A 21,314-nucleotide genomic window follows, 5' to 3' on the forward strand; every position below is an offset into this window, starting at 1 on the left:
AATTTAAAATATTGGTTAACAATATTTTTTAGAATCTAAAAATGTGCAAACATTCATTATGAAGGGAATGGTGGGAAATGAAATATTGTCCTAACTGTGGCAATGAAGTAAAACCTGGACAAGCATTTTGTAACAAATGTGGTAACACATTAAAAAAAGAAAACAAACAAGCGGAAACGTCATCACAAGGGAAACAAGCGACTCAATCCAAGCAAACATATCCAGATCGTAACAAATATACTCCTCAACAAAAGAACAAAAATAAGAAGCCAATTTGGATTATAATACTCTCAATTATCTTTATTTTATTAATTGGTGCATTACTTTATGGTGCTTACTACTATTACAATAATGTAATTAAAGACAATGATAGTGATAACCAAACTACTGAAACACAAAATAAATCTAAAGATGGTAGTCAGTCCAAAGAGTCATCCTCTAGTGAGTCTAATTCATCAGAGAAAGCACCAACAATCGATGTATTTAGTAATAACTTTGATCAAGGCTATATGAAATCTGCATCGACTGAAGGCTATAAAGGTATTTATAAGGATATGACTAGAAAAGAAGTAGAAGCTAAATTTGGTAAATCATCAGGCAAAGTTGACGGTGGTCAAACATATTATGAAAAATATGGTGATTTAGCGGTGCTGTATTCTGGAGATAAAGTAGATCGTGTAGGTGTTGCACCTTCTAATGTTACTGAAGATGAATTTTTAGAACATTACTATGAACCTGATGATCGAAAAAGTGATGAGTTAATTTATGATAGTAACAAAGATAATGACTTCTCAGTTATAGCTCACAGTAAAAAAGGTAAGATTACGTTAATTGAAAATATAGATCAATTATAAAGAGAGGAAACGATCAGTTAATACTGGTCGTTTTTTTATTTAAAACATTAATTTTCTGATAACTATTAAAAAATGGGTTGACTTTAATTTTAAAAATAGTTAAAGTATTAACATATTATTCTGACAATTCAGATATGTTTTAATGAGGATGAAATAAAAATCGATCGGGGGATGATAGAGATGTCAGTCAAAGCGATGACATACGATAATTTTACAGGCGATCCTTTTATAAACTCCCTCAACACTGATAACGACACTAGGGGCGCATATCAAATATTAAAATGGGCGTATGATCAATATGAAGATGAATTAGTTTATTCATGTAGTTTTGGTGCAGAAAGTATGGTATTGATTGATTTAATCCATCAAATCAAACCGAATGCAAAAATTGTCTTTTTGGATACTGACCTACATTTTCAAGAAACATATAACTTAATTGATGAAGTAAAAGCAACATATCCTGAATTACGCATCGAAATGAAGAAACCTGATTTAACATTGGAAGAACAAGCTAACCGATATAACCCTGCGTTATGGAAAAATAATCCTAACCAATGTTGTTATATCAGAAAGATTAAACCACTTGAAGAGGTCTTATCTGGGGCTAAGGCTTGGGTATCAGGGCTGAGACGTGCACAATCTCCGACGAGAGCACATACTAATTTTATTAATAAAGATGAACGGTTTCATTCAATCAAAGTTTGTCCGCTTATATACTGGTCTGAAGACGATGTTTGGCAATATATTAAACAACATCAATTACCTTATAATGAATTGCATGACCATCATTATCCAAGTATTGGTTGTATTCCATGTACGTCACCAGTATTAGACTCTGAAGATTCTCGAGCAGGACGTTGGTCAAATTTTGATAAAACTGAATGCGGATTACATGTTCCTGACAAACCTTAAATAAGGTTAAAAATTTTATATACAAAACCTAGTATTCCGATAAGAATTTTGCAAAATGTAATAGCATTATATTTCGTTTACTCATTTAACAGTTTGCTACATAATTAAATTAATCGAATCTGGGAGCTAGGTCATGAATGGAACGTAAAGGAAAATAAATAACGCAGAGTTAACTATGACTGGATTGAACAAGTATGATGTTGAGGTCAAAATATAGGATAGATTGCAACATACGATACCCAGACTTTCAAATTTAGGATTGAAGACAAGAGGTGGAAAATAGTGAATATTAACATCACAAATAGTCCTTTCAATGAGGAACAAGCAAAACAACTTAATGAATTACTACCAACTTTAACACCTGAACAAAAGCTTTGGTTAAGTGGTTATTTAACAGCGAGTCAACAAGCTGAGACCAATGAATCAGTGACGTCGAATCAAATAGCACAACAAGACCAACAAACTGAAACAATGCTTGCTGATAAAGAACCTGAAGTTACACCAGAAACTCGTGCCATTACAATTTTATATGGGTCAGAGACAGGAAATGCCCAAAGTTTGGCAGAAATCTTTGAAGAACGTCTTGTAGATATGGGTAACAATGTGACCTTGAAATCTATGGAAGACATTAAACCTAAAGATATTAAAAAAGTTGAAGATTTATTTATAATCACATCGACACATGGCGAAGGTGATCCACCTGATAATGCTATTGAATTACATGAATACTTACATGGGCGTAAAGCACCGAAACTAGAAGGTGTGAGATTTTCTGTACTTGCTTTAGGTGATCAATCATACGAATATTTCTGTCAAGCTGGTAAAGATTTCGACTTTAAATTAGCCGAATTAGGCGCTGAGCGATTATATGATCGTGTAGATTGTGATATTGATTACGAAGAAGACGCTGAAAAATGGATGGCCAACGTCATTAATGCTATAGGCTCCAAACCCAAAGATACTGATAGTGAGCAGGTTGTAAGCGAATCGATTAAATCAGCAAAGGAGCGTAAATATTCAAAATCCAATCCATATGAAGCAGAAGTATTAGAAAACATCAACTTAAATGGTAGAGGATCTAATAAAGAAACAAGACATGTTGAATTATTATTAGATAATTTTGGAGAGGAATACGAACCAGGTGATTGTATTGTGGTATTACCACAAAATGATCCGTCTATTGTTGAATTATTAATCAGCACATTAGGATGGGATTACGAAGAGCAGGTACTTATCAATGAAGATGGTGATACATTAAACCTTGAAGAGGCATTAACATCGCATTTTGAAATTACTAAACTAACGAAACCATTATTAGAGAATGCAGCAGTACTATTTGATAACGATGAATTAAAAAAAAACGTTCAAGATAAAGCATGGGTTCAAAATTATATCGAAGGACGAGACCTTATCGATTTATTAAATGATTTTGATACGACTGAACTTCAACCCGATAACCTATATCAACTATTGAGAAAGTTACCACCTAGAGAATACTCTATTTCAAGTAGTTATAAAGCGACACCTGATGAAGTACATATTACAGTTGGTGCGGTAAGATACCATTCTCATGGTCGAGATCGAACAGGTGTCTGCTCAGTTCAATTTGCAGAACGTGTGCAACCCGGCGATACGGTACCGATTTATTTAAAACGTAATCCAAACTTTAAATTTCCACAAGAAAGTGAAGTGCCAGTCATCATGATTGGACCTGGTACAGGCGTCGCACCTTTCAGAAGTTATATGCAGGAAAGAGAAGAGTTAGGATTTAAAGGTAATACTTGGTTGTTCTTTGGTGAACAACATTTTACAACGGATTTTCTATATCAAACAGATTGGCAAGAATGGTTAGATAAAGGTTATTTATCAAAGCTGGATGTTGCATTTTCTAGAGATACTGAGCATAAAGTGTATGTGCAACACCGTATATTAGAAAATAGTAAGCAGTTTAATGAATGGATACAAAATGGTGCCGCGATTTTCGTATGTGGGGACGAAAAGCAAATGGCTAAAGATGTACACCAAACAATTAAGGAAGTATTGATGAAAGAACAAAACTTATCCGACGAAGATGCTGAAGCGTATCTTAAGCAAATGAAGAGAGAGAAAAGATATCAAAGAGACGTCTATTAACAAGAAAGGGTGTCAAACATGGTTAAATCAAATCAAAAACTGTCAGAAGAATTAGATGATCATCTAGATCAAATGGAATATTTGAAGGCAGATAGCCAGTATTTGAGAGGAACCATCGAACAAGGGTTAGCTAATCCTATTACTGGTGCGATTTCTCAAGATGATGCGAAGTTATTAAAGTTTCATGGTAGTTATATGCAAGATGATAGAGAGCTAAGAGATGAACGACGTAAGCAGAAATTAGAACCTGCTTATAGTTTTATGATTCGTGTTCGTGTTCCAGGTGGCAAAGCTACGCCAGAACAATGGATTGCCATGGATGATATTTCCAATCAATATGCTAACCACACCATCAAATTGACAACGCGTCAAGCATTCCAATTTCATGGTATTTTAAAACGAAATTTAAAACAATCTATGAAAGATATTAATCAATCTGTACTCGATTCGATTGCGGCCTGTGGTGACGTTAACCGAAATACAATGTGTAATCCCAATCCATATCAATCTAAAGTACATGCTGAAGTAAATGATTATGCTACAGCTATTAGCAATCATTTACTTCCTAGTACAGGTGCATATCATGAAATATGGTTAGACGGTGAGAAAGTATTAGATTCAAGTGAAGAATCAGAACCCATTTATGGAAGTACCTATTTACCTCGAAAGTTTAAAATTGGTATTGCAGTACCCCCGTCTAATGATATTGATGTTTACTCCCAAGACATTGGTTTGATTGCCATTATTGAGCAAGGTGAATTAATAGGCTTTAACATTACTATCGGTGGTGGTATGGGTATGACGCATGGTAATAAAGAGACATACCCTCAGTTAGGTCGATTAATTGGTTTCATTCCTAAAGACCAAGCGGTTGATGTGTGTGAAAAACTATTAACGATTCAACGAGATTATGGTAATAGAGAAAATCGAAAAAATGCACGTTTTAAATATACTGTTGATCGTTTAGGTGAAGCCTGGGTGACTGAAGAGCTAAATCGACGCTTAGGTTGGGAGATTGAGCCTGAAAAAGATTATGAGTTTGACCATAATGGCGATCGTCTTGGATGGATAGAGGGTGAGAATAATTGGAACTATACGCTATTTATTCAAAACGGACGTGTAAAAGATACTGAAGATTATCAACTTAAAACAGCACTTCGTGAAATTGCAGAGACACATACTGGAGATTTCAGATTGTCACCTAATCAAAATTTGGTCATTGCTAACATTTCTCCAGAAAAGAAAAACGACATACAACAAATTATAGATAAATATCAACTTACAGATGGTACTTATTATACTGGATTAAGACGTAATTCAATGGCTTGTGTAGCATTTCCTACATGTGGTCTTGCTATGGCAGAATCAGAACGTTATTTACCTTCACTCATTTCTAAAATTGAAAATTTACTTGATGAAGCGGGTGTTCAAGAAGAAGACATTACGATTCGAATGACAGGCTGTCCAAACGGTTGTGCTCGACCAGCTTTAGCAGAAATTGCATTTATCGGTAAAGCACCAGGAAAATACAATATGTATTTAGGTGGTGGATTTAAAGGGGAAAGACTCAATAAATTATATAAAGAAAATATTGATGAAAACGAAATTTTACAAACGTTAAGACCATTACTCATTCAGTATGGAAAAGAAAAATTACCGAATGAACATTTTGGTGATTTTGTGATACGCACTGGTGTGGTATCAAAAGTTAACGATGGAAGAGATTTCCATAGTTAAAAGATAAAAAGGCGTTAGGGGTTGAGTTTCTATGGGCAAAGTTTATTTAGTAGGTGCAGGACCAGGAGATCCTGAATTATTAACGATCAAAGGGCTTAGAGCAATTAAAGAAGCAGATGTTATTTTGTATGACAGACTAATTAATAAAGACATATTAGATTATGCTAAGCCAAACACCAAGTTTTTCTATTGTGGAAAGGACCCATATAGACATTCGTTACCTCAAGAAGAAACGAATCGTATGATGATTCAGTTAGCCAAAAGAGGACATACAGTTACACGGTTAAAAGGCGGCGATCCATTTGTATTTGGTCGTGGCGGAGAAGAAGCGGAGCAATTGGCGACACAACATATTCCATTTGAAATTGTTCCGGGAATTACATCAGGGATAGCGGCACCAGCATATGCAGGTATCCCAGTAACACATCGAGATTATAGTTCATCTGTAGCGTTTATTACTGCTGTAAATAAACCTGGTATGGATAAGGAAGCGTATTGGCAACATTTAGCGCAAGGCCCTGAAACCTTATGTATTTATATGGGCGTCAAACGATTACCGGAGATTTGTGAGTTACTAGTTAAATTTGGAAAGGATCCACAAACGCCAGTCGCACTTGTACATATGGGTACATCCACATCACAACATACAGTGACTGGCACATTGCAAGATATCACAAATAAGGCGAGTAACATTACTAATCCAGCGATGATTGTAGTTGGAGATGTAGTGAATATGAGAGACAAAATCAGTTGGTTTAAAGAGCAAATTTTTAAAGAAGATGTCAATTTGGCTAAGTAAGATACACTTAATTTTTAGAATATTAAAATAATTATTTAAATAGGAAAGGTGACGAGCGCATGCAAATGCCAATCATGATTAATTTATCACAAATGAATGTTGTGGTTATTGGAGGTGGTCGAATAGCGACACGACGTGTGGAATTGCTACTTGAGTATGCCAAACAGATTCACATAGTAAGCCCTCAAATAACGGAACATTTAAATGAGCTTATCCAACAACAACAGGTAACATGGCATCAAAAGGAATTTGAAGCCTCAGATGTTGAAAATGCAGACTTAGTCATCGCTGCTACTAATGACGACCTAGTGAATGACGAGGTTAAACAACATCTAGGGTCTCGCACATTATTTAATCATGTAGGTAATGCAAAAGAGGGTAATATCACATTTCCTAATCAACTTAGAAGAGGCAAGCTCACTTTAAGTGTATCAACAGATGGCGCAAGTCCTAAACTAGCTAAGCAAATCATTCAGGATTTGGCACAAACGTATGATGCTTCATATGAAGATTATATTGACTTTTTATATGAGTCTAGACAACTCATTAAAGAAAAAGCACTCACATCAACAGAAAGGCAAAGGTTACTCCAAGATATTTTGACTGAGGAATATAAACATCCGAATGCACAACAGTCTTTTATAAATTGGTTGAAAACACTGGATTCATCCAGATAGGGGGCAAGATCATATATGCGGAAATTACTTGTTTTTGCGTTAGCAGGCTTTTTAGCACAATTAGTAGATGGATCACTTGGAATGGGGTTTGGGGCGTCATCATCCTCCATTTTATTAACCTTTGGCGTGGCACCTGCGATTGTCTCAGCTACAGTTCATTTTTCAGAAATAGCGACAACCGCAGCATCAGGGACCTCACATTGGAAGTTTGAAAATGTCCATTATCCAACGATGTTGAAATTAGCTATTCCAGGTGCAATTAGTGCATTTCTAGGTGCAGCAGTATTAACAAGAATTAATGCTAATGCAATTAAACCACTGATTGCTTTATTTCTATTGTCGATGGGCGTTTATATATTATATCAATTTATATTTAAGCATACGAACGAGGAACATCATTATTCAGGTCAATTTGGCCGAATTAGAATGGTGTTACAAGGTGCTATCGCAGGCTTTTTAGATGCTATAGGTGGAGGCGGATGGGGACCTGTCAATACACCGTTACTTTTATCTAGTAAAAAGATGGAACCACGTTATGTGATTGGTACAGTCTCAGCAAGCGAGTTTTTCGTCACACTGTCAGCATCTTTAAGTTTTATCGTCTTCTTAGGTATGACGCATATCAATTGGTTGGCAGTGATAGCGCTGAGTGTAGGTGGACTGATTGCAGCACCTATTTCCGCATATCTAGTTAAAATCTTACCGATTAATATTTTAGCAATATGTGTTGGAGGATTAATTATTTTCACTAATAGTAATGCATTACTTAGTTACTTTGTTGAGGACGAGGTGTTATCTAACATTGTGAGAGTCATCATTATCGTAGTTGTGTTAAGTCTACTTGTTAACCAGGTCATTAGAAATAGAATACTGAGTTTTTCTTACAATAAAAGCCGAGTAAACAAATATAATTAATTGGAAAAGGAGATTTAAATATGTCAGAGCATAAAACGTATACAAATGATACTATTCGCCCACATGGTGGAACATTGGTCAATCGTATTGTAGAAGGTACAGAAAGAGAACAACTGATTGAAAATGCGAAGTCTTTACATTCAATTATATTAAATCAATGGAGCTTATCGGATCTAGAATTAATAGGCATTGGTGGGTTCAGTCCATTAACTGGTTTTATGAATCAAGCTGATTATGAAAGTGTCGTAGAACATGTTCATCTAAAAAATGGTCATGTTTGGAGTGTGCCAATTACATTGCCAGTAAGTCAAACAGAGGCTAACAATTTAGAGATTGGCGAACAGGTAGCACTATATGGAGAAGATGGTACATTGTATGGTGTGTTAGATTTAGAAGAAAAATATACTTATGATAAAGAAAAGGAAGCACAACATGTTTATGGTACAACAGATAATGCACATCCAGGGGTGAAAAAGGTTTACGAAAAAGGTGAGTATTACTTAGCCGGGCCAATACAATTGATTAATCGTCCACAACATGATGCGTTTGTAGATTACCATCTTGACCCATTAGAAACGAGACAGCTATTTAATGAATTGAATTGGAAGACTGTTGTAGGATTTCAAACTAGAAACCCAGTTCATCGTGCCCATGAATATATTCAGAAATCAGCATTAGAAATTGTAGATGGATTACTATTAAATCCATTAGTAGGTGAAACTAAATCTGATGACATTCCAGCAGAGGTAAGAATGGAAAGTTATCAAGCCATACTTAAAAACTATTTCCCAGAAAATCGAGCACGTTTAGTCATTTATCCAGCTGCGATGAGATATGCAGGTCCAAGAGAAGCCATTTTACATGCGCTAGTAAGACAAAACTATGGTTGCACACACTTTATTGTTGGTAGAGACCATGCAGGTGTTGGTGACTATTATGGCACTTATGAAGCACAGGAATTTATTTCTCAATTTGAAAATGAATTAGATATACAAATTTTAAAATTTGAGCATGCCTTTTACTGTGAAGCATGTGGCAATATGGCTACAGCTAAAACTTGTCCACACGATGCTTCGAATCATTTACATTTAAGTGGTACGAAAGTGAGAGAGAAATTACGCAACGGAGAATCATTACCAGAAAAATTTTCAAGACCAGAAGTGGCAAATGTGCTAATCAAAGGATTAAAAGAGAAATGACAAAGGGTGATGTTAAATGAGTGAAACAAAACATATTACATGGCACGAATCTGAAGTCACAAAAGCACAACGACAAACGCGTAATGGTCATCAAAGTGTATTAATTTGGTTTACTGGTTTATCAGGATCAGGTAAATCTACGGTATCGGTTGCTTTAGAAAAGGCATTATTTGAAGATGGCAAACAAATGTATCGTTTAGATGGAGATAATGTCAGACACGGTTTAAATAAAAATTTGGGATTTTCTCCTGAAGATAGACAAGAGAATATTCGACGCATCGGTGAAGTAGGTAAGCTAATGGTAGATTCAGGTGCAATTACAGTTACAGCTTTTATATCACCGTACAAACAAGATAGGGATAATGTTAGACAATTATTTGAGGAACAAGAATTTATCGAAGTTTATACACAATGCAGTATTGAGACTTGTGAGCAACGTGATCCTAAAGGCTTATATAAGAAGGTACGTACAGGTGAAATACCTGAATTTACAGGTATTAGTGCACCATATGAACCACCTGAAAATCCAGAGATTATCATTGATACTGAAGATAATAGTGTCGAGGCTTCAGTTAACCAAATATTAAACTATTTGAAAGAACATCATTATATTTAAAGATACTTTATAAAGCGTGTATTGAAACTGATTCAATTTTCATACACGATTTATTTATTATGGAATAAGATAGTTATCAATATGAATCGAAAATTAAATTAATGTTTGAACATCTACTGATTGTGAAATAATAAATAAGAAATAAGTAATTATACACATAATATGAAGGTGATAACATGAGTGTTTTTTCTAAAGAGGATAAAATTCAAATACTGTCGGATTTGATTGAGATCAATACTGAAAACGATAATGAACTTGAAGTATGTAAATATCTTAAATCATTATTGAGCAAATATGATATAGACTCTAAGATTCAGGAAGTTGACGATAATCGAGCGAATTTAATTGCCGAAATTGGTGAAGGGTCACCGAAACTAGGTATCTCAGGGCATATGGATGTTGTTGATGCTGGGGATCATAATGAATGGAAGCATGATCCATTTAAATTAACAGAAGAAGATGGTAAATTGTACGGTCGAGGTACGACTGATATGAAGGGCGGTTTAGCAGCATTAGTTATTGCTATGATTGAAATTAAAGCGTCAGGTCATCTACAACAAGGTTCAATTAGATTAATGGCTACTACAGCAGAAGAAAGAGAAATGTCAGGGGCAGAGAAACTTAAAGAACAAGGCTATGTTGATGATTTAGATGGTTTAATTATTGCCGAACCGTCAGATGGCTTCGTATTTTACGCCTCAAAAGGGTCCATGGGATTAAAAGTAACATCTAAAGGCGTGCCCGCACATAGCTCATTACCATCACTGGGACATAATGCGATTAATACCCTCATTGAATTTATTCAAAAAATTAAAGAAAAGTATGATGATATCAAGAAAAACGAAGGAACACATGCACTTGATGTTCACCCATTTATAGATGAATTTTTTGGAGACCAAGTTGACGATAAGACGGAAGAAAAAGTTGAAGACGTAGCAGCAGGACTGGTTATTGTTAATTCGATTATACGAGGTGGAGAACAATTTAATACAGTTCCTGAAGAAGCCTATGCTGAATTTAATGTGAGAACTGTACCTGAATATGATAATCGAGCCATTGAACAATTATTTAAAGATACGATAGAAGAGGTTGATAGTGACAGACTTTCTTTAGAAGTGACTGTCGATCATCAAACCGTATATTCTCAAAAAGATAACACGTTAGTACAAAGCTTTTTAGATTATAATAATGAATTTAAAGTATCTGGTTTAGTTGGGGCGACTGATGCAGCAGAATTATTAGTAGATAAAGATGAAGACTTTGATTTAGCTATTATTGGCCCAGGTCATATGACTATGGCACACAAAACAGATGAATATGTTTATAAATCAAGATATTTAGACTATACAGATATGTATCAACAAGTAATGTTGAATTATTTAAACAAAACCAAATAAAGGAAAGTGAGATGAACTAAGATTATTGCGTGAATGAAATGCAATAATCTTAGTTTTTTTATGCTGGAAATTGTCAGATAAATTACATACGTAGTAATAATTAATATGAACAAAATGATTAAGTTGCGTAGCTACCCTTTTGAAACCCATTACAATGATAACCCAACAATTTTACAAAAAATGTTGGATTATTATGATTCATTTACAAAATCTTAACATTGCCCACAAAAGCTTGCTTGTTTGTTAGAGTGTGTCTTGTCGTTATTTAACGAAGAAAAAACTTATATGTTTATAGAAAATTGAAGGTAGCCACGAGATAGTAATCAAAAAAGCTTTATCATTCTTAGGAGGATATTTAAAATGAAAAAAATCGCTACAGCTACAATTGCAACAGCAGGTTTCGCAACATTTGGTTTAATGCAACATGATGCAGATGCAGCAGAAAACAATAACGGATATAATCCTAATGACCCTTATTCATATGAATACACATATACGATTGATCAACAAGGTAACTACCACTATGATTGGAAAGGTAATTGGAGTCCTAGCCAACAACAAGGCAATAACAATAGTTATTCATATGGTAACCAAGCTACTCAAAACTACAATTCAAATAACGCTACAAACAATAATCAAAATACACAATCTTACACAACTGACAATACCAATAATCAAGGTGGCGGATTAGGTGCTGATTATTCAACATCAGATAAAAACATCAAAGTGACTACACAAAATGCGCCATCTTCAAATAACTCAACTGCATTTTCTGGACAATCAGGTTCTGGTTCAAATGCGTATACTGCTGGTCAATGTACTTATTATGTATATGACAAAGTTGGCGGTAAAATTGGTTCTAATTGGGGTAACGCAAGTAACTGGGCAAACGCAGCAGCACAAGATGGTTATAATGTAAGTAATTCACCTAAACAAGGTGCAATTATGCAAACATCACAAGGTGCATTTGGTCACGTTGCCTATGTTGAAAATGTAAATAGTGATGGTTCAATCAAAGTTTCAGAAATGAACTATAATGGTGGACCAGGTAACGTTTCAACTCGTACAATTTCAGCTAGCCAAGCTGGTTCATACAACTACATTTCATAATGATTTATATTCAAATAAGAACTCGAAATAATATTAAATATTATTTTGAGTTCTTTTTTTGTTTTGGATTAAATTTTGAATGTGTGTGACATATTTGTCAGGGTTGTGATTAAATTCTTGCCTCCATGGGGTTTTATTATTATTTGACATACTTCAATTTTCAAAACAATGATTTCAAAAATTGAATGATTATTTTTATAGTTGTTCATGAATTAGTAATAAACTTATGACAGTTTAGTTAAGTCATCGATTATACATTGTAATACTATATATTGTGCTTTAAATTTTAAATAAACACTATATATAGAAAAGAGTGGTAAGATGAATCAACTAGAACAATCATTAACGGGTTTGATTGAGAAGGATCCAACTATCGTAAATGAGAATGCTAATAAAGATAGCAATACCTTTTCGACTATGCGCGATTTAACGGCAGGTATTGTTTCAAAATCATATGCTTTAAATTATTTATTGCCTAAACATATTGCTGAGGCGCATCAAAATGGTGACATTCACTTTCATGATTTAGATTATCACCCATTTCAACCATTAACAAATTGTTGCTTAGTTGATGCAAAAAGCATGCTGAAAAATGGCTTTGAAATAGGTAATGCCAATGTTACATCTCCAAAATCGATTCAGACAGCATCAGCACAACTTGTACAAATTATTGCGAACGTCTCTAGTAGTCAATACGGTGGATGTACAGTGGATCGTGTAGATGAATTATTGAGTGAGTATGCACAATATAATGAGCGACATCATCGTGAAGTAGCACAGGCCTATGTTAAAGCTGAGCACCTAGAAACATATGTAGAGCAACAAGTTACTAAAGATATTAATGACGCCATTGAAAGTTTGGAGTATGAGATTAATACACTGTATACCTCTAATGGTCAAACACCATTCGTCACATTAGGATTTGGCTTAGGAACAGATACATTAAGTCGTAAAATACAGCAGGCGATATTGAAAACGAGAATTAAAGGATTAGGTAAAGATCGTGTCACAGCCATTTTCCCTAAATTAGTATTTTCAATTAAAGATGGTATTAATTTGAAAAAAGATGATCCTAATTATGACATTAAACAACTTGCGTTAGAATGTTCAACAAAACGTATGTATCCTGATATATTAAATTACGACAAAATCGTTGAACTATTAGGCGATTTTAAAGCGCCGATGGGATGTCGATCTTTTTTACCAAGTTGGCGTAATGAACAAGGTGAAAATGAAAATAATGGCCGTTGCAATTTAGGTGTTGTTACTCTCAATTTACCAAGAATCGCGCTTGAATCACAAGGTGACATGACAACGTTTTGGAAAATTTTTTATCACAAAATGACGTTGATGCACGATGCTTTAGTATATAGAATAGAGCGATTAAAAGAAGCGACAGTTAATAATGCACCTATCTTATATAAAAGCGGTGCGTTTAAATATAAACTCGATGATCATGAAGATGTAATGGCGCTATTTAAGAATAAAAGAGCTACGATTTCCATGGGATACATCGGATTATATGAAACTGCTACAGTCTTTTATGGTCCTAATTGGGAACATAATGATGAAGCCAAAGCATTTACAATTGAAATATTAAAAGAAATGCAACGTCTGCAAAAGCAATGGACAAAACAATATGACATTTGGTTCAGTATATACAGTACACCTAGTGAGTCATTGACTGATCGCTTTTGCCGTTTAGATCAAGAACGATTTGGAGATATTCCAGATATTACAAGTAAAGGTTATTATCAAAATTCATTTCATTATGATGTAAGAAAAGATATTACGCCATTTGAAAAATTAGATTTTGAAAAAGATTATCCCTATTATGCGAGTGGTGGCTTTATCCATTATTGTGAGTATCCTAAATTAAATCATAATATTAAAGCACTAGAAGCGGTATGGGATTATGCTTATGATAAGGTAGGATATTTAGGTACTAATATTCCAATAGATCACTGTTATGAATGTGGATTTGATGGAGATTTTAAATCAACACCACAAGGCTATCAATGTCCAGAATGTGGTAATGATAACCCTGAAACGGTCGATGTTGTTAAACGGACATGCGGTTATTTAGGTAATCCAGTACAAAGACCTGTGATTGAAGGACGTCATAAAGAAATGTGTGCTCGTGTGAAACATATGAAGGAATCTTAATCATGACATCTATATTAGGAATAGAACATGGACAGGGATATATAGCCAAAATTGAAACACATAGCTTTGTAGACGGTGAGGGTGTACGGTGTAGTGTGTATGTTTCGGGATGTCCATTCCAATGTCTAGATTGCTATAACAAAGCGGCACAACATTTTAAATATGGTGAACCATTTACAGAAAAAATATTACAAGAGATTCTCTCATATTGTGAACCGGGTTATATTAGTGGCTTAAGTATTTTAGGAGGCGAACCCTTTTGTAATTTAGATGTGACATTGAGACTCGTGCAAGCATTTCGACAAAGATTTGGACAGACCAAAACAATATGGATTTGGACTGGGTTTCAATATGAATATCTTTCACAAGATAAGTGGCTACGTTTTGAATTATTAGAATATGTAGATGTGTTAGTTGATGGCATGTTTATCACTCAGTTATATCGTCCTAATCTACCTTACAAAGGTTCTTTAAATCAAAGAGTGATTGATGTCAATACATCATTGCAACGACACCAATTGTGTGAATACATTTACAGTGGTCCATCGACGAGTCACAGTTTTTAATCATGTTATAAATCGATATAAAAGGGAAATGTAATTATAAGAGTAAAGATTCAATATAGAGAAGGTGAGACAGTATGTGGTTATTAATAGGTAAATGGATGATTGCCATTGGTCTTATCGTAGGTTCCATTATTGAAGAAACGATTTATAAAAAACGTCGACAAGCACGTAAAACACAACAATAATAAGACAATGAATCATATGGGCAATAACTACAATGTGTAGTGTTGCTCATATATTTTTTTGATGTAAATCTAATTTATAATTGTTAACAATTTTTGACGATGTTGAAATACTAGATATATCAGTCTTAAAGACTCGTTTTGATTGATGAAATAATACTTTTGATTTTGTAATCAAATATGAAAATATATACTTATCACATGTTTAAGTGATAAAATATCAATGTTACTAAAAATTAACATCATAAGAGAGTTAGGAGTTCCTAAATTGCTACTGTTTATAATAGAAATTATGATTATGGTTTTAGCGGTGTTACTAGGTTTAAGAACAGCCGGAGCACTTGGTTGTGGCATATTTGCCATTGTAGCGCAACTGATTATGATTTTTGGCTTTCAATTACCACCTGGTTCGGCACCTGTCACAGCTGTGTTAATTATTCTTTCAATAGGTATTGCAGGTGGCACGTTGCAAGCTACTGGCGGTATAGACTACCTTGTATATATTGCATCTAAAATCATCGAGAGATTCCCAAAATCAATTATTTTTATTGCACCAATGATTGTGTTTGTCTTTGTCTTTGGTATTGGTACTGCCAATATTGCTTTATCATTAGAACCTATTATTGCTAAGACAGCTCAAAAAGCAAACATACAACCTAAAAAAGCACTTACTGCATCAGTACTCACTGCGAATTTAGCACTTTTATGTAGTCCGGCTGCATCAGCAACAGCTTATATTATTTCTGTATTAGCTGGTTACGATATTTCTATGGGTAAATATTTAAGTATCGTATTACCAACTGCGATTTTGAGTATGCTTTTATTAAGCGTATTCTGCACATTTGTTGGCAAAAATGATTCAATATCATCACAAAAGTTAGTTGAACTGCCAGAAGAGACTTTACCTAGTGAATTTTCTAAAAATGTGAAATTCGGTGTATTAGCATTCTTGATATGTGTGTTAGGTATATTAACATTTGGGATATTCCCTCATTTAATGCCATCTTTTAATGTAAATGGTAAAACGGTCAATGTTGAAATGACAGATATTGTACAATTCTTTATGTATTTAAGTGCTGCCATTAATCTATTATTATCAAAAATTAATACGTCAGATATTCTAACGTCACATATTTCTCAATCAGCATTTGGTGCATTGTTTGCAGTATTAGGTCCTGGTTGGTTAGGCGCTACTATATTTAATGCACCTAATAATTTGAAAATATTAAAAAATGATATTGGCCAAGCCATTAGCAGTGTACCTTGGCTAGTCATCATTCTCGTATCAGTAGTAGCGATGATCGTGATTTCTCAAACAGCGACTGCATCCATTATGGTGCCAATTGTTATGAGTCTAGGCATTCCGCCCTTATATTTTGTCGCCATGGTTCAGACGCTTAACGTTAACTTTGTGATTCCAGCACAACCTACTTTATTATTTGCAGTTGAATTGGACGAAACGGGCAGAACAAGGCCTACGAGTTTTATTATTCCGGGATTCTTTGTCATAATCACCTCAGTTGTAATTGGTTTTACATTAAAATTATTTTTAGGATACTAACAAGTAATGAAATCAACTATCTTTCACGAATTAAGTGGGAGATAGTTTTTTTGTTGTAATAAAGCCCATTTATTAAAAGAAACTGAAATAAATAAAAATTCTATTTGTATGCATAAAAATTCATAGTTTTAATGAAGTTAAGTTTGTTCAATTCGTTAAATCTAAATTTAACACTGTTGTCACAACAATTGATTGTGAAAGAATAATCGTCAGAAATTATATAATTATTCAATATTGGGATTGTATTTCTTTGTATGTAATTTGCATTATTATTAAATGTTCGTTATTGTCAATTTTGTGAATCAATTATATTTGAACGTGGAACTTAAGAACATCAAGATTCATAAATCATTTAGTATTAGGGGGATCACGATTGAGAAAAGAAAAAGTTATGGACTGGACGACCTTTATAGGTGTAGTCATAGTGTTACTTTTAGCTGTTATACCTATGATGGTTTTCCCGAAAGCAAGTGAGACAATTATTACAGATATCAATAGTGCAATTTCTAACTCGATTGGTTCTGTTTATTTATTCTTAGGATTAGCTATTTTTTGTTTCGTTTTATACATAGCATTTGGTAAATACGGTAATGTTACTCTAGGTAGAGCGAGTGACAAGCCGGAATTTAACACATTTACTTGGGCAGCCATGTTATTCTGTGCAGGTATTGGTTCAGATATTCTATATTGGGGTGTAATTGAGTGGGCATTCTATTATCAAGTGCCACCTAATGGCGCTAAAAGTATGTCCGATGAAGCACTACAGTATGCGACGCAATACGGAATGTTCCACTGGGGTCCGATTGCATGGGCGATTTATGTATTGCCAGCATTACCAATTGGTTATTTAGTGTTCGTTAAAAAACAACCTATATATAAAATTAGCCAAGCGTGTAGACCTATATTAAAAGGACAAACAGATAAGTTTGTAGGTAAACTTGTTGATATCTTATTTATCTTCGGATTATTAGGCGGTGCAGCGACCTCACTTGCCTTAGGTGTACCTTTAATATCAGCAGGTATTGAAAGACTTACTGGTCTGAATGGCGAGAATATGATAATGCGTTCAATTATTTTATTAACTATCACAGTTATATTTGCCATTAGTTCATATACAGGATTGAAAAAAGGGATTCAAAAGCTGAGTGACGTCAATGTATGGTTATCATTTATCTTATTAGCCTTTGTCTTCATTATTGGACCAACTGTATTTATTATGGAAACTACAGTGACTGGATTAGGGAACATGATGCGAGATTTCTTCCATATGGCCACTTGGGTTGAGCCATTTGGTGGTATCGGTCATCGTAAAGAGACACATTTCCCTCAAGATTGGACGATATTCTATTGGTCATGGTGGCTAGTGTATGCACCATTTATTGGTTTATTTATTGCTCGAATTTCAAAAGGTAGAACTCTAAAAGAAGTCGTTCTTGGTACAATGATATATGGTACGTTAGGTTGTGCATTATTCTTTGGTATATTTGGTAACTATGCCGTTTATTTACAAATTTCTGGTCAATTTAATGTGGTTGATTTCTTAAATCATCACAGTACAGAAGCGACTATCATTGAGGTAATGCATCATTTACCATTCCCAACTATAACGATTGTCTTATTCTTAATTTCAGCATTCTTATTCTTAGCGACAACATTTGATTCTGGTTCTTATATTTTAGCAGCTGCTTCTCAAAAGAAAGTGATTGGGGAGCCATTAAGAGCGAACAGATTATTCTGGGCATTTGCGTTATGTTTATTGCCATTCTCACTAATGTTAGTGGGTGGGGAACGTGCACTAGATGTACTTAAGACTGCATCGATACTTGCGAGTGTACCATTAATCGTCATATTTATATTTATGATGGTCTCATTCTTGATTACTTTAGGACGAGATCGAATCAAATTAGAAACACGTGCTGAGAAATTAAAAGAGGTTGAAAGACGTTCACTACGAATTGTTCAAGTGAAAGAAGAAGAACAAGACGATAATTTATAACATATTAAAAAGGCTAAAGGATTGATATCCTTTAGCCTTTTACTTATCTTCGTGTTCTGGAATAGGGAAGTATTTAAAGATTTCTCCTGTTTCTAAAGCTTCGCTAAGTTGTGCTAACCATTCGTAATACACCTTTGAATGATCGAGTTGTGCTTTCACTTTATCAATATCTTGTCTTTCTTCATCAGTTAAATCACTGTTGTTTAAGAGAGGATTTAAAATAGCTTCAGCATCTTTAACTGCTTCCATGTTTGTATCGATTTCTCGTTCCCATTTTTTTGTGAAGAAATTGCGGAAGAAAGTAAAGAAGTCTTTTTTAGCAATGAAATGTTGCTTTCTGCTACCTCTTGTAAATTGTTGTTTAACGATGTCATATTCTTGTAGTTTCTTTACACCTGCACTCATGCTAGGTTTACTCATTTGCAGTTGTTGTCTCATTTCATCTAGTGTCATACTTCCTTCAAACACCATGATACCGTATAAGTTACCAACACTACGATTAATGCCATACAAGTCCATTGTTTCACCAATGGAATTAATTACCAAGTCTTTGGCTTATTCGACTTGAGATGTGTAGTTTTCCGAACGTGTCATGACTGTACCTCCAAAAAGAATTATTTCATTTTACCACGTCTCAACATAAAGTTAACATGATTTCATCTTTTATATGCTAATCAATTATATAATTTTATTTAAAAAAATGAAAAGCAAGGTTTTAGAAAAATTATTTTGTTTTATCTCGTTGTAAGTGCGCTGTTTGAATCAGCTCAAAAGGAACACCCTAGCTAAAGCTAGTGCGTAAGAATCACTAACTTAATAAAATTAAGAGTGATTCTTTATTCTTCAGACCTTTTGACATGTTTTCGTTTTATATGCTAACATATTTCTGTAAAATTCGTTAAATAAAAATTTAACAAACTTAACGGAGGTATTTTGATGGAACTTGTAAAGCGCTTGTCAAATCGTCAATTCATTGATGGTGAATGGGTAGATAGCTCAAATAAAAATACAAGAGAGATAATAAATCCTTATAATCAAGAAGTTATTTTCACGGTAGCTGAAGGAACAAAAGAAGATGTAGAACGCGCTATTTTAGCGGCAAGACGATCATTTGAAGATGGTGAGTTGTCCTCAGAAACAAGTGAAGTCAGAGGTCAAAAAGTAAGAGCCATTGCAGATAAAATCAAAGAACATCGTGAAGAATTAGCAAAATTAGAAACATTAGATACAGGTAAAACGTTAGAAGAATCTTATGCAGATATGGATGATATTCATAATGTATTTATGTATTTTGCGGGATTAGCTGATAAAGACGGTGGCGAAATAATTAATACGCCAATTCCTAATTCAGAAAGTAAAGTCGTTAAAGAACCAGTAGGCGTGGTGACACAAATTACACCTTGGAACTATCCTTTATTACAAGCATCATGGAAAATCGCGCCAGCATTAGCAACTGGATGTTCACTTGTTATGAAACCAAGTGAAATTACGCCATTAACAACGATTCGAGTATTCGAATTGATGGAAGAAGTAGGTTTCCCTAAAGGTACAATTAACTTAGTTTTAGGTGCTGGTTCAGAAATTGGTGATGTGATGTCAGGTCACGAAGAAGTGGATCTTGTATCATTTACAGGTGGTATTAAGACTGGTAAACATATCATGAAACAAGCAGCAGACCATGTAACGAACATAGCATTAGAACTTGGTGGTAAGAATCCAAATATCATTTTTGATGATGCAGATTTTGAATTAGCAGTTGACCAAGCATTGAATGGTGGTTATTTCCACGCAGGACAAGTATGCTCAGCAGGTTCAAGAATATTAGTGCATAACGACATTAAAGAGGACTTTGAAAAGGCACTCATCGATCGTGTTAGCAAAATTAAACTTGGTAATGGTTTTGATGATGAAACAGAAATGGGTCCAGTGATTTCAAAAGAACATAGAGATAAAATTGAGAAATATATGGAAGTTGCCAAAGAAGATGGCGCTACAATCGCTATTGGTGGTAAACGTCCTGAAAGAGAAGATTTACAAGCAGGCTTATTCTTTGAACCAACTGTAATTACGGATTGCGATACATCTATGCGTATTGTACAAGAAGAGGTATTTGGACCAGTTGTTACAGTAGAAGGATTTTCTGATGAAGCAGAAGCCATTCGCTTAGCTAATGATTCTATTTATGGATTAGCTGGTGCTGTATTTAGTAAAGATATCGGTAAAGCACAACGTGTTGCTAACAAATTAAAGCTAGGCACTGTATGGATTAATGATTTCCATCCATATTTCGCACAAGCACCATGGGGTGGATATAAACAATCAGGTATCGGCAGAGAACTTGGTAAAGAAGGTTTAGAAGAGTATTTAACATCTAAACACATTCTAACAAACACTAATCCAGAACCAGTTAACTTTTTCAGTAAATAAAACATAATAATGAAACAGAGGTTAGAGTGACGTATGTTATATGGGTTGCTCGACCTCTTACATATAT

General features: G+C 34.4%; 17 protein-coding genes. 16 read left to right on the top strand and 1 reads right to left on the bottom strand.

What is annotated here, in order from left to right:
• The first annotated feature begins 77 nt into the window (after positions 1-77).
• The 15 genes from ssp1_RS01280 to ssp1_RS01350 all read left to right on the top strand — a co-directional run bounded on the left by ssp1_RS01280 (position 78) and on the right by ssp1_RS01350 (position 18,820).
• Complete coding sequence (locus ssp1_RS01280; protein WP_075778329.1) at positions 78-854, top strand: zinc ribbon domain-containing protein; 777 nt, start codon at positions 78-80, stop codon at positions 852-854.
• Between the two features lie 180 nt (positions 855-1,034).
• Positions 1,035-1,766 carry a phosphoadenylyl-sulfate reductase gene (locus tag ssp1_RS01285; protein WP_075778328.1) on the top strand — a complete coding sequence of 244 codons (732 nt, stop codon included), beginning with the start codon at positions 1,035-1,037 and terminating at the stop codon, positions 1,764-1,766.
• A gap of 282 nt (positions 1,767-2,048) precedes the next feature.
• The gene (locus ssp1_RS01290; protein WP_107535813.1) at positions 2,049-3,899 is read left to right on the top strand and encodes an assimilatory sulfite reductase (NADPH) flavoprotein subunit; all 1,851 of its coding nucleotides are present in this window, start codon (positions 2,049-2,051) and stop codon (positions 3,897-3,899) included.
• An 18-nt stretch (positions 3,900-3,917) separates the two neighbouring features.
• The gene (locus ssp1_RS01295) at positions 3,918-5,636 is read left to right on the top strand and encodes an NADPH-dependent assimilatory sulfite reductase hemoprotein subunit (RefSeq protein WP_118828082.1); all 1,719 of its coding nucleotides are present in this window, start codon (positions 3,918-3,920) and stop codon (positions 5,634-5,636) included.
• Positions 5,637-5,667: 31 nt separating this feature from the next.
• Complete coding sequence (cobA, locus tag ssp1_RS01300) at positions 5,668-6,435, top strand: uroporphyrinogen-III C-methyltransferase (RefSeq protein ID WP_075778325.1); 768 nt, start codon at positions 5,668-5,670, stop codon at positions 6,433-6,435.
• Positions 6,436-6,494: 59 nt separating this feature from the next.
• The gene (locus tag ssp1_RS01305; RefSeq protein ID WP_075778324.1) at positions 6,495-7,112 is read left to right on the top strand and encodes an NAD(P)-binding protein; all 618 of its coding nucleotides are present in this window, start codon (positions 6,495-6,497) and stop codon (positions 7,110-7,112) included.
• A 15-nt stretch (positions 7,113-7,127) separates the two neighbouring features.
• Positions 7,128-8,027 carry a sulfite exporter TauE/SafE family protein gene (locus ssp1_RS01310; RefSeq protein WP_107535811.1) on the top strand — a complete coding sequence of 300 codons (900 nt, stop codon included), beginning with the start codon at positions 7,128-7,130 and terminating at the stop codon, positions 8,025-8,027.
• A gap of 20 nt (positions 8,028-8,047) precedes the next feature.
• Positions 8,048-9,226 carry a sulfate adenylyltransferase gene (gene sat / locus ssp1_RS01315; protein ID WP_049423161.1) on the top strand — a complete coding sequence of 393 codons (1,179 nt, stop codon included), beginning with the start codon at positions 8,048-8,050 and terminating at the stop codon, positions 9,224-9,226.
• Positions 9,227-9,242: 16 nt separating this feature from the next.
• The gene (gene cysC / locus ssp1_RS01320; RefSeq protein ID WP_075778486.1) at positions 9,243-9,842 is read left to right on the top strand and encodes an adenylyl-sulfate kinase; all 600 of its coding nucleotides are present in this window, start codon (positions 9,243-9,245) and stop codon (positions 9,840-9,842) included.
• 176 nt (positions 9,843-10,018) lie between these two features.
• Complete coding sequence (locus ssp1_RS01325; RefSeq protein ID WP_107535810.1) at positions 10,019-11,239, top strand: ArgE/DapE family deacylase; 1,221 nt, start codon at positions 10,019-10,021, stop codon at positions 11,237-11,239.
• A gap of 360 nt (positions 11,240-11,599) precedes the next feature.
• Positions 11,600-12,349 carry a CHAP domain-containing protein gene (locus ssp1_RS01330; protein ID WP_002452077.1) on the top strand — a complete coding sequence of 250 codons (750 nt, stop codon included), beginning with the start codon at positions 11,600-11,602 and terminating at the stop codon, positions 12,347-12,349.
• Positions 12,350-12,670: 321 nt separating this feature from the next.
• Complete coding sequence (nrdD, locus tag ssp1_RS01335; RefSeq protein WP_075778484.1) at positions 12,671-14,515, top strand: anaerobic ribonucleoside-triphosphate reductase; 1,845 nt, start codon at positions 12,671-12,673, stop codon at positions 14,513-14,515.
• A gap of 2 nt (positions 14,516-14,517) precedes the next feature.
• Positions 14,518-15,081, top strand: a complete 564-nt coding sequence (nrdG, locus tag ssp1_RS01340) for an anaerobic ribonucleoside-triphosphate reductase activating protein (protein ID WP_075778483.1) — start codon at positions 14,518-14,520, stop codon at positions 15,079-15,081.
• Between the two features lie 450 nt (positions 15,082-15,531).
• Positions 15,532-16,824, top strand: coding sequence for an anaerobic C4-dicarboxylate transporter family protein (locus tag ssp1_RS01345; protein WP_075778482.1), 1,293 nt, complete (start codon positions 15,532-15,534; stop codon positions 16,822-16,824).
• 373 nt (positions 16,825-17,197) lie between these two features.
• Positions 17,198-18,820, top strand: coding sequence for a BCCT family transporter (locus ssp1_RS01350; protein WP_002452081.1), 1,623 nt, complete (start codon positions 17,198-17,200; stop codon positions 18,818-18,820).
• Between the two features lie 39 nt (positions 18,821-18,859).
• Here ssp1_RS01350 and cudC read toward each other — a convergent pair whose 3' ends face one another.
• A complete protein-coding gene (cudC, locus tag ssp1_RS01355; RefSeq protein WP_240328896.1) occupies positions 18,860-19,366 on the bottom strand; it encodes a choline uptake/conversion transcriptional regulator CudC in 507 nt (168 codons plus the stop codon).
• Between the two features lie 390 nt (positions 19,367-19,756).
• On the opposite strand from cudC, the gene betB reads away from it, so the two are divergent.
• Complete coding sequence (gene betB / locus ssp1_RS01360; RefSeq protein WP_075778480.1) at positions 19,757-21,247, top strand: betaine-aldehyde dehydrogenase; 1,491 nt, start codon at positions 19,757-19,759, stop codon at positions 21,245-21,247.
• Positions 21,248-21,314 lie beyond the last annotated feature (67 nt).

The sequence above is a fragment of the Staphylococcus sp. M0911 genome (assembly GCF_003491325.1).
Taxonomy (GTDB): Bacteria; Bacillota; Bacilli; order Staphylococcales; family Staphylococcaceae; genus Staphylococcus; species Staphylococcus warneri_A.

What these genes read in the sequence shown, in the direction of transcription:
- ssp1_RS01325 (WP_107535810.1), top strand. Translation starts at nt 10,019, where the DNA reads ATGAGTGTTTTTTCTAAAGAGGATAAAATTCAAATACTGTCGGATTTG.
- nrdD (WP_075778484.1), top strand. Translation starts at nt 12,671, where the DNA reads ATGAATCAACTAGAACAATCATTAACGGGTTTGATTGAGAAGGATCCA.
- betB (WP_075778480.1), top strand. Translation starts at nt 19,757, where the DNA reads ATGGAACTTGTAAAGCGCTTGTCAAATCGTCAATTCATTGATGGTGAA.
- ssp1_RS01285 (WP_075778328.1), top strand. Translation starts at nt 1,035, where the DNA reads ATGTCAGTCAAAGCGATGACATACGATAATTTTACAGGCGATCCTTTT.
- ssp1_RS01330 (WP_002452077.1), top strand. Translation starts at nt 11,600, where the DNA reads ATGAAAAAAATCGCTACAGCTACAATTGCAACAGCAGGTTTCGCAACA.
- ssp1_RS01305 (WP_075778324.1), top strand. Translation starts at nt 6,495, where the DNA reads ATGCAAATGCCAATCATGATTAATTTATCACAAATGAATGTTGTGGTT.
- cysC (WP_075778486.1), top strand. Translation starts at nt 9,243, where the DNA reads ATGAGTGAAACAAAACATATTACATGGCACGAATCTGAAGTCACAAAA.
- sat (WP_049423161.1), top strand. Translation starts at nt 8,048, where the DNA reads ATGTCAGAGCATAAAACGTATACAAATGATACTATTCGCCCACATGGT.
- cobA (WP_075778325.1), top strand. Translation starts at nt 5,668, where the DNA reads ATGGGCAAAGTTTATTTAGTAGGTGCAGGACCAGGAGATCCTGAATTA.
- ssp1_RS01295 (WP_118828082.1), top strand. Translation starts at nt 3,918, where the DNA reads ATGGTTAAATCAAATCAAAAACTGTCAGAAGAATTAGATGATCATCTA.
- ssp1_RS01310 (WP_107535811.1), top strand. Translation starts at nt 7,128, where the DNA reads ATGCGGAAATTACTTGTTTTTGCGTTAGCAGGCTTTTTAGCACAATTA.
- ssp1_RS01280 (WP_075778329.1), top strand. Translation starts at nt 78, where the DNA reads ATGAAATATTGTCCTAACTGTGGCAATGAAGTAAAACCTGGACAAGCA.
- nrdG (WP_075778483.1), top strand. Translation starts at nt 14,518, where the DNA reads ATGACATCTATATTAGGAATAGAACATGGACAGGGATATATAGCCAAA.